Annotated in this window: 9 protein-coding genes; 1 reads left to right on the top strand and 8 read right to left on the bottom strand. The window is 54.7% G+C overall.

What is annotated here, in order from left to right:
• Positions 1-29 precede the first annotated feature (29 nt).
• The 8 genes from LJE94_15950 to LJE94_15985 all read right to left on the bottom strand — a co-directional run bounded on the left by LJE94_15950 (position 30) and on the right by LJE94_15985 (position 7,804).
• Positions 30-380 (bottom strand): response regulator, encoded by a 351-nt coding sequence (locus LJE94_15950; protein ID MCG6911598.1) that lies wholly within the window; start codon positions 378-380, stop codon positions 30-32.
• A gap of 57 nt (positions 381-437) precedes the next feature.
• Complete coding sequence (locus LJE94_15955) at positions 438-1,340, bottom strand: universal stress protein (protein MCG6911599.1); 903 nt, start codon at positions 1,338-1,340, stop codon at positions 438-440.
• 38 nt (positions 1,341-1,378) lie between these two features.
• Positions 1,379-2,767 carry a 4Fe-4S dicluster domain-containing protein gene (locus tag LJE94_15960; protein ID MCG6911600.1) on the bottom strand — a complete coding sequence of 463 codons (1,389 nt, stop codon included), beginning with the start codon at positions 2,765-2,767 and terminating at the stop codon, positions 1,379-1,381.
• Between the two features lie 132 nt (positions 2,768-2,899).
• Positions 2,900-3,577: a hypothetical protein gene (locus LJE94_15965; protein ID MCG6911601.1), complete on the bottom strand. Its 678-nt coding sequence runs from the start codon at positions 3,575-3,577 to the stop codon at positions 2,900-2,902.
• Between the two features lie 133 nt (positions 3,578-3,710).
• The gene (locus LJE94_15970) at positions 3,711-3,854 is read right to left on the bottom strand and encodes a hypothetical protein (GenBank protein ID MCG6911602.1); all 144 of its coding nucleotides are present in this window, start codon (positions 3,852-3,854) and stop codon (positions 3,711-3,713) included.
• Positions 3,855-3,865: 11 nt separating this feature from the next.
• The gene (gene hybB / locus LJE94_15975) at positions 3,866-5,035 is read right to left on the bottom strand and encodes a Ni/Fe-hydrogenase cytochrome b subunit (protein MCG6911603.1); all 1,170 of its coding nucleotides are present in this window, start codon (positions 5,033-5,035) and stop codon (positions 3,866-3,868) included.
• On the bottom strand, positions 5,036-6,130 hold the full coding sequence (locus LJE94_15980; protein ID MCG6911604.1) for a 4Fe-4S dicluster domain-containing protein: 1,095 nt from the start codon (positions 6,128-6,130) through the stop codon (positions 5,036-5,038).
• 27 nt (positions 6,131-6,157) lie between these two features.
• On the bottom strand, positions 6,158-7,804 hold the full coding sequence (locus LJE94_15985) for a cytochrome C (GenBank protein ID MCG6911605.1): 1,647 nt from the start codon (positions 7,802-7,804) through the stop codon (positions 6,158-6,160).
• A 454-nt stretch (positions 7,805-8,258) separates the two neighbouring features.
• Between LJE94_15985 and LJE94_15990 the strand changes: the two genes are divergently transcribed.
• On the top strand, positions 8,259-9,671 hold the full coding sequence (locus tag LJE94_15990; GenBank protein MCG6911606.1) for a trimethylamine methyltransferase family protein: 1,413 nt from the start codon (positions 8,259-8,261) through the stop codon (positions 9,669-9,671).
• Positions 9,672-9,812: the final 141 nt, after the last annotated feature.

Here is a 9,812-nt window from a genome sequence, read left to right on the forward strand (position 1 = left end):
CTTGCGCACATGCGTTAAGCGCGCATCAATCATATATATTCCTTGACAATGGCCAGCAGTTCTTCACGATCGAACGGTTTGGTTAAACTGGCCACAGCTTTACCGATAGCATGCTCACTCCCGGAAAACCCGGTGATGACGATCACCGGCGTATTCTTGAGTTCTTTCACTTCGCTCATTTTGCGATAAAACCGCGGCCCCCACTCTCCGGGCATTTCAAGATCGAGGGTAATCAGATCGGGGCGTTCCTTTCTGGCAACGTCAAACCCCTCCTGGGCGTTGCCGGCCGAGCAGGTTGCGTACCCCTCGTCTTCAAACAGTGTAACCAGGTAGTCAACGATATTGGGATCATCATCGATAATCAGAATCTTCTTTTTCATCGGCGCCTCTCTGCTGTCTTGTTGTTGGAACGCTACGGTTTACCTCAACGTTGGGGTTTATCTGTTGACACTGATAACCGGGCATCCCGCCCGGACAATCACCTGCTCGATATTGCTTCCCAGCCGGTCGTCCGTTTCTCCCACCTTCTGAGCGTGGTGGGCCATCACGATCAGGTCCGCGTGCTTTTCCCGGGCGTATTTTACAATCTCGACATAGGGCACCCCCTCCCAGACATCGAATGAATAGTCGTTGAGGTCGTCTTTGATTTTGGCAACATATCGGCCGCGTATCATCCTCAAAGACGCCCTTATCCTGGATTCGATTTCGTCCTGGGTCAGCAGACGCCCCATGTGCATGGTGCTGATGTCGAGGGCGTGGAAAATATGCATTTCGCAGTTCAGTTCCCTGGCCAGCTTGCAGGCAAAGGTAAAGGCGGCATCGGATGCTTTCGAAAAATCCGTTCCGAAAACAATGTTGGACATCCCCCCCCAAAAAGAGGCGGACGGCCGGTTGACGACAAGAACCGGGCAGGGGGCCGCCTTGGACACGCGCTGCAGGGTGGAGCCCGCCATGCCCTTTTTATAAACGGACGTCTCCGCATCTCCGGTGCTGCCGCCCAGCACGATAAGATCCGGAGCGCTCTGCCTGGCCTCACGCAGGATTTCACGATGCGGGAACCCGATGGTGACCTTGATGTCGTAATCATCCGCCGTTTCAAGCTGAACCGCATAATGGGTCTTGATTTCCTCTTCAACCCAGGCGGTGTAATCGTCGTCGAGGACCACCTTCTCCTTGGTTTTTACATCCATGACAATCTGGCTGAACCCACGGGTGGGCACCCCCAGCACGTGAAAAATGGTGATGTGGGCCTTGTAATTCTGAGCCATGTTGAACGCTACCCGTGCTGCGTGGTCGCTCGCTTCTGTCGCAGATGTAGCAAACAATATTTTTTTAAACATAGGTCACCTCATGCCCTGGTGAAAGGATCGGTCCACTGTTATGCGTCCGGCTGAAGGTGCTCCGGCACCTCGACCATGCTGATTAGAAGCGGCTTTAAAAAGGACCATTCGATACCGATTTTATACTCCTCCTCGAGATCACGAATGGCATCCCAGCAGTTGTGGCAGGGTGCAACCACCAATTCGGCACCGGTATTCATGATTTGGTCCCGTTTGGTGATCAGGGCCTTGTTTCGCTGGGGCCTATAAATACCGATCCCGTTGAAGCCGCCGCCGCCGCCGCAGCAGTAATTGTGCTCCCTGTTGGGAGCCATATCCCTGAAATACCCGGGTTCGACGATGTAGCTCATGATTTCCCTGGTAATTTCCTTTAAACCGTGATTGCGGATGTAATTACAGGAATCCTGAAGGGTAACCGGGCGTTTAATCCGTTTGGCCGGATCGACCTTGAGCTTGCCTTTGCGCAATGCCTCGGCCAGCCATTCAACGTAATGAATCGACTCGACAGGCGGCAGCCCGTTGCTTCTTCCGGCCCAGTAGGGACCTTCGACAACCGTCGCCCGGTGCGCATGTCCGCACTCGGTCCCGACCATGCGCTTGGGTTTCAGACGCTCCATGGCGGCATAGACGCTTTCCACCTGCATTTTGCAGGCGGCCCAGTCACCGGCAAACATGGCAAGGCTTGTCTGTTCCCACCCCTTGGAGGTCACGGTCCATTTCTCGCCCGCCAGATGAAAAAGAATGGCTGCTTCGGCGAGATCCTCGGGGTAATGTTTGACCTCCCTGGCATTCACCGTGTACAGGATGTCGGCATTTTCAACGTCGACCGGAACCTCGAGTCCAGGGTAATCCTCTTCATACTCTTCCACCATCCATTCGAAGGTTTCCACAAAGTCCTCGTCGGTCACATCCATCTGCGCCCGATACACCCGGTGCATGCCGGCGCCGATCTTCAGTTCCCAGGGGACGAATCCCTGCTGGTACAAAAGCCCCCGTAGATAACCGAACATGATCCCCATATCGATGCCGTGAGGGCAGTACATGCCGCAGCGATTGCAGCAGGTGCATTTGGCCCAGGCGGTTTCCATGGCCATGTGCATGAAATCGTTGTCCACCTTGCCCTGCCGTTTGACGATCTCCCCCAGCGTGGATTGAATTTTGTACGCCGGTACCTGTTTGGGGTCGCGGTCATTGATCAGATAGAGAAAGCAGCTGTCGGCGCACATGCCGCAATGGGCGCATATCTCCAGCCAGGTTTTCATCCTGGACTTCAAGGAGTTTCGAATGGTTGTCCACAGAAGGGCGCTGTCGACATCGAGCGACTTCATCTCCTCATAGTAGACCCGCCCGCCGGTATCCGACAGAAGCGCCTTCAGGGCTTCCTCGGTTTCTATCGGTTTTTTATTGCAGAGTGTTCCTTCAGGCATGGGTTTTGCCCCCTATTGTTCAGTTCTCACACATCGGTTTGGTATAATTTCCATGGCACGTTTTGTAAAAACAGACACGCTCACACTGTTGCGATTTTCTTTGCTCACCCCGGTGTTGCGACTCGCGGGGCACTACCAGGCCATTCCCTTCCCCTTCATCCCCCCGCGTTTGATACCGAAGTCCATGCCGAGCTGAGCGCGCGAGGCGAAAAACAGCACGATATGCGACAACTTGGTAAAGGGGGCCGCCAACAGCAGTGCCTCTCCACAAAGAATGTGCAGGATCAGCCAGAATGAATAGTTGCCGACTTCGTAGCGCGCCAGAAGCCCGGTCACGAACGGGGCTACCGACAAAAGCAAAATAAGGTAGTCATAAGCGGTCGTGAGGATTCTCACTTCGGGCAGGGCGATGCGCCTGAGGGCCAGAAATACGGCGCTGACCACCACCCCCCAGGTAAGGATGTCGGCCAGGGTCGGATTCAGCGTGACAAGGGACATGCCGATTTTTTCTTTCAGAAAAACGTTGTGCGCCAGAAGAAAAAGCGGTACCAGAACCGCACCGGTGTGGAACCCGAAAAACATGATTGTCATGAAAGGCTGTTTGCGCCAACTGTGGGTACCGAAGGGCAGCAACCACCGGTAAATGGAGCGCCAGGCCCCTTTCAGTCCCTGAACGGGAAATGCCCGGTAAGCCACCCTGTCCAACTGCCAGTGCAGTCCCTTGAAATACAAGATAAAGCGCACCAGCATGCCGATAATGAAGACACTGACGGAGAGCCAAAACAAGGGCCCGGTGATCAATCCAACCATGAAATCCTCCAAAATGTCCTAACCTGATATGTCGGGCGGTTTTAGCGTGGGATCCTTCTCATCCCCGCTCTGCCAGCCCTTTCGAAGGAAGGAAGCGGGGCTGACAGAAAAAACACCCCGACGGCTCACCGAATCAATACGTCGGCTTTTTCTCGTCCCTGCCGGTCAAAAAGCGCCAGAAAAGCGGCAGGGCGATCAACACAACGGCCATTACGATATAGGTGATGTTTTTGGAATGCAGCATGAAATCCTGCAAGGTGTAAAAAACGCCTTCCATTTGGTTTCTCCTTAGTGCTCGTGTCGGTAATCGGGATGCTCATACAAAATCGGCATGTGGGTAACGATAAAACGATACACGACCACACCGACGGTAACGATGAAAACCGAGATGGCGATTTCCATCCAACTCGGGACGTATCTTTGGGCTGCAGGCAGCTGCCAGTTGAACGCCACCATGGATATGTTCAGACGGTTCAGCACCAGCCCCCCAACCGACCAGGCGGCGGCCCACCGCGCAAGGCGCAGGTTCCTCTCTCTTGCAGCCAGAGCATAGACAAAGGCCGGCAACACCACGAAGCCGATCATTTCCACCAGATACCACACCCCCCAGCCCGTGGTCAGGTAGTGCCAGTTGTTGTCGATGGCCAGGCCGATCACCTTGATGCCCACATACCCCATCATCACGAAGGATGCTGCCTTGGCAAACCCCAGGGCCACACCTTCGCTCTTGGCCAGATGGGCGTCATCCATTTTGTGATGCAGGTAGCGATGCGCCAAACTGCCCTCGAAGATCACCATGGACATGCCGGCAAATATGCTGGAAACGAAGAAGTAGACCGGCAAGTAGCTGGAATACCAGAGGGGGTGCAGTTTGGATGGTACGATCATGAACAGGGCGCCCAGGGATGACTGGTGGAGAGTGGAAAGAATGACCCCCAAAATGGTCAAGACCAGGGTCATGCGCACGATGATGTTTCTTGTCTTCCTGAAGCCCAGCCATTCGAGAGCGGCCGGGCTGTATTCGATGAACAGGACGGTCAGGTAGAGAAAGACGCACAGGCCCACTTCGTATAGAAGAGACGTCGTACCCGGCGAGAAAAAAATGGGATAGGGCAGCCGCCAGGGGCGGCCGACATCGTAGTGCAGAGCGAATACGACAAGGGCGTACCCGAGAAAGGCGGTCAGGATCGCCGGCCGGACAGCGCTGTGGTAGCGTTTCAGGCCGAAGATGTAGCAGGTGGCGGACGTTACATAACCACCGGCGGCCAGGGCGACGCCACAGAGCAGATCGAATCCGATCCACAACCCCCAGGGGTTGTTGTCATCCAGGTTGGTAACCGCCCCGATCCCCTTGGTAAAGCGCAGAACCGTCAACACCAAGCCCACGAGGATGATAATGCCGGCAACCACGTTGAATGGGGTGAGTATTTTTTTGTCACGTCTGTCATCCTGCGACATTTACTTTTCCTCCTTGCGCTTCTCGGCAGCACCAATTTCTTCAGCCGGCTGCTTTTCCGCTTCAGACGGTTTGGCGGCCTCCTCCAGGGCCTTTTTTACCTCCAGGTTGATGGCCGCTTCCTTTTCTTTGTTCATTTTATCTTTCAGTTCAGCCAACTTGACCTTCATCTCTTCATTGGCATCGGCAACCGTTGCCGCGATCGCCTCGATGCGCTCCTGCGCCGCAATCTGATCCTTGCGTCTGGAAATGGCATAAATACCTGTCAACAGCACCGGCCACAGCCCCACGACAATCGGCACCGCCGACAGGGGGCCGGCCGTCAGGCTCGGTGCGGGCTGTATCCCCAGATCCTCACGCATCCCCAACTCACCAAAAGGCCGTGCCGAAAGATACAGCCAACTGGTTCCTCCCATTTCGGTTTCGCCGTAAATATGGTCGACATACGTTTGCGGAAAGCGCTGAATGCGCCGGCGAGCCTCTTTAATCAACTTTTCCCGCGGGCCGAAGGTCAGGGCCTCCTTGGGGCAGGATGCCACGCAACCCGGCAAAAGGCCCTTCTCGATGCGGGGCAGACAAAGCGTGCACTTCATCACCCGTGGGGTAAAGGCCTTATTATACTCGTAGGCGGGAATGTTGAAGGGACAGGCGATCATACAATAGCGGCAGCCCACACACAGGGAAGCGTCGTAAGTCACCGCCCCGGTCCTGTCCTTCCGGAACGCCTTGACAAAGCAGACCGACGCACAGGCCGGCTCCAGGCAATGGTTGCACTGTATCTTAACAAAGGTCGGGTGAGCTTTGTCCTCTCCCTGAAAGCGATTGACGACCGTATAGGCATGACTGGTTGTTCGGCGCTCTTGATTCAAAACAGACAAGTCGTCGAACGGCTGTTGCGGTTCCGGTAGAGCATTGACGGTGTTGCAGGCCCGTTCACACTGCCTGCAGCCGATGCACCGGGTAATATCGTGCAAAACACCCAAACTGCCGGGATAGCCTTTGAAATGCTTGGTTGAGGCTGCCGATGCACTGCCGCCCATCACTGCGCCGGCGCCCGCTGCCGCGCCGATCCAGCCCAGGAATTTTCTCCGGGTTATACCCATATTACCACCTCAAATCCTGTTTCAAGATCCTCTTTTAGCTTTTTCCTTGTGACATTTTGTGCAGTCCGTGGCCGCTGGTTCTTCAATTCCCATTGCCTGATGACAGCCCATGCACTGCCCGTGGTAGGCGCCTTTCAACCCGGGGCGACCGTCCTGATCGTTTTTAAAGGCCTCGCCATGGCACGCGGCACACCTGCTGGGCTGGAGCGTTGCCGGTGCATTGTGATGACAGCCGGCGCACAGGGTAAGGTCGTCCTTGTGAAAATAAGCCGCCATTTTGTTTTCCCTGACGCCTGCCATGAGGGCGCGCACAATTTTCCGGTGGGGGAATTGAACGGCCTCGTACGTATGCGCCATCCGGTCGATTTTTACTGTGCTGGGAATCTTTTCGTCCGCCATATTCGACTTCGCCCGCTCCCGGGCGCCCAGTGACTGACGTGCGGCGTCAGCCCTGGTTTCCACCTCCATGGGCAGTGGGTTCAGGCCGGACTTGTCCACGGCGTGACACCGGGCGCATGCCGTCTGACTGGACGGCTTGTTCGGCCGCAGCGAGTGGCAGCCGGCACACTCCGCGGCTGTCGTGGCCTGGTTGTGGCAGCCGATGCAGCTGTGGTTCGATGTCGTGCTGTGCATGGCCTGGGCCAACTGTACGTCGGCCCCTTTGGCGTCCCCTTTTTCCGTATGACATTGCGAGCATCTTGTCAGCGACGCGTGGTGACACGAACGGCATGCATCGGTTTTTCCCTCATGGGCTCGATGATTGAAGGCCACCGGGTTCATGTGTTCCGCCAGGGCTTCTTCCAAATCGCCAGCGGCCCCCTGGTTGTCGTCAGGCGACATCCAGCTGGCAAGCAGCACCCAATCAGGTTGATTCCTTTCGAGACGCGGCACCACTTCGACAACCGCAATCTTCGCCTGCTCCCCCTTTGCGTGACATCCGGAACACGTTACAGGACCGGCTTTCTCGGAACGAGCCTTAAGCTGCTGGTGACAGCCGACACATGACGCGTGTGATGCCCAGCGGATCGATGATGCGTTTTCCGTCTTCGTATCTTTGTGACAGTACAGGCAGCTCTGCTCGGTGCCTTTTCGTTGAACGGTTTTGCGGATCGTTGCGTCGTAAATATGGTGGCAGGCACTGCAGTTTGTGTCTGCGTACATCTTGCCGGGCTGGATTGCCTTGGATGAAGCGTGACGGTAGTGCAGGGATTTGTCGAAATCGATGGGCTCCCAGGCGGAGGCATCTTTGAGCGCCGTCTGGGTGTGGCAGGACCGGCAACTTCCCTCCAGCGGCCCTGACTTCCTGCCCGACGTCAAGGTTTCTGTATGACAGGCGACGCAGTTCTCGTGATAAAGGGCCATGTCCCCTGCTGGGGTTCCATTTTTCAATCGCTTGAATTTGAAAACAAAACGATTGTTCTGCTGAAGGTGGCAGGCGCTGCAGTCCTTGTTCTCGCCAAGCGCCCGGGTGTGCCGGTCGTGGGCAAAGGGGACGCTCGGCATTTGTTGGCCGCCGGTAACGTCGGGCAAATCGATGAAAACAATATCGACCGGTGCGCTGCTTTCCTCCGGACCGGCAGCAACCATCGCCAGGCCGCCTGAAACGAGCATTAAAATAGTGGCGCAAACCGCACTGAATCGCCACAGACGGGAAACTCTCTTTGCCATGGTATCATCCTCATGGTTTCGTTATGCCGGTTGCCCCAACCTTTTCCAGCACAAATTATTGATGAACGCCAACAGAGCATTCTACTCGGGAATACGCATCTGATCCCAAATATAGCCATTCAGATTTATATAGTATAACAAGTATTTACAGTGAAAATGGATGTGGCCGGACTCTATTCCTACTATTTTAATAGGATTCTTTCCTACCAATTATGTAGGGTATGTCAAGAAAAAAAATGCCTTTGCACGTTATTGAAGGTAATTAACGGATGGTTTCATGCGACGTGTGGATTTATAATATCCTATTTTCATTATAAAAAATTTGTTTCTGTCACTTTTTTTACTTGACACGAAATACATTATCTGTCAACGCTATCATCTGATTGTCTGACAACTACCCACCAATAATGCCGTAACGTGAGGTCAAATCATGCCTGTGCCGTTCGAGCCGAAAATGAAACCGAGACTGAATGTGCTCCACCCGGATGACCTTGATGAAGTCTATTCCGCAACGCTGGAAATACTGGAGCATACCGGCGTAAAAATCACCCATCCACGCATTCTTGCACTGCTGGACGATGCCGGCGCCCGCGTGGATGAAAATCTTGTTCGCCTTCCGGACTGGATGATCAAAGACGCGTTGCGCAAAGCGCCGTCCCGTATCGTGCTCGGTGATCGCGACGGTAATCGCTCGGTGAAGCTGGAACGCAACAGGAGCTGGTTCGGCGCCAGTCTCGACTGTATCGATTACCTCGAACCCTTCTCTCGGGAAAGACGCAGATTTTTCCTCGAAGATTGCCGCACCACCGCATCCCTTCTCGATGTCCTACCCAACTATACGTGGGGGATGACATTCGGCATGGCTGATAATGTGCCGCCAAAATTAGCCGATCGACTCGTTTTAAAAGAGGCGATGACTTACACGACGAAGCCCATGGTCTTCTGCTGCGGGGATGTCGAAAGCCTTGAAGAGATCTACGAGATGGCCATCATTTTTTCCGGGAGTGAAAAGCAGTTTCTAAACGCCCCGACGATCGTGATGCTGGTCGATCCAATTTCTCCGCTCACGTTTACCGATGAAGTTTTGGAAAAGATGATTTTCTGTGCTGAAAAAAGAATACCCCAAATCTGCTATGGGGCCCCTCAGGCAGGTAGCACGGGCCCGGCCTCTTTTGCCGGAGTCGTCGCCATGGGGGCCGCCGAATCGCTCGCCGGCTTGGTAATAACGCAATTGATTCGCAAGGGAGCGCCCTTTATCTTCGGTGCGTTTGCCACGATCATGGACATGCGCACGACTATTTTTTCCTATGGTGCGCCGGAGATGGTGCTCATGGGCGCCGCCCTCGGACAGATCGCTCAATTCATCAAACTGCCCTATTTTGGTACTGCCGGATGCTCCGACGCCAAACTGCCGGACTCTCAGGCGGCTGCCGAGGCCACATTCTCCTGTCAGTCTGCTACGCTCAGTGGCGCCAACCTGATTCATGACTGCGGTCTGCTCGACCACGGCTCCCTGGCCTCACCCGCTTACATGGTTCTGGTCAACGAGGTGATCACGATGATAAACCAGTTCACCCGGGGTATTAAAGTAGACGAAGATACCCTGGCATTGAATGTCATTCACAGCGTCGGTCCCGGCGGACACTTTATGGAGGAAAAGCACACACTGAAATATTTGCGCGATATCTGGTACTCCAATCTGTTCGATCGATCGAATTATGAAGCATGGCTCGAGCAGGGCGGCAGAAGATTTCAAGAACGCTTGAGCGAGCAGACGCTTCTGAAAATGGAAAAGCAGCCGGAGCCTCTGCCGGCAGAAACGGCCCGGGCGCTTGACAGTCTGACCAAGCACTGGCGATATGCCTAAACCCCAGCGTTGCAAAAGCCTGAGGGCTTCAGAGTCAAGGCGTCTGAGGGTGAAGTCGTAGTGTTTTACTTCGAACCCTCAGCAACGCGGAATCTGAAGTCCTCAGGCTTTCCCGCAGGGTAAACAACATGGTAAAATAGA

Source organism: Deltaproteobacteria bacterium (genome assembly GCA_022340465.1).
In the GTDB taxonomy this organism is placed as follows: domain Bacteria; phylum Desulfobacterota; class Desulfobacteria; order Desulfobacterales; family B30-G6; genus JAJDNW01.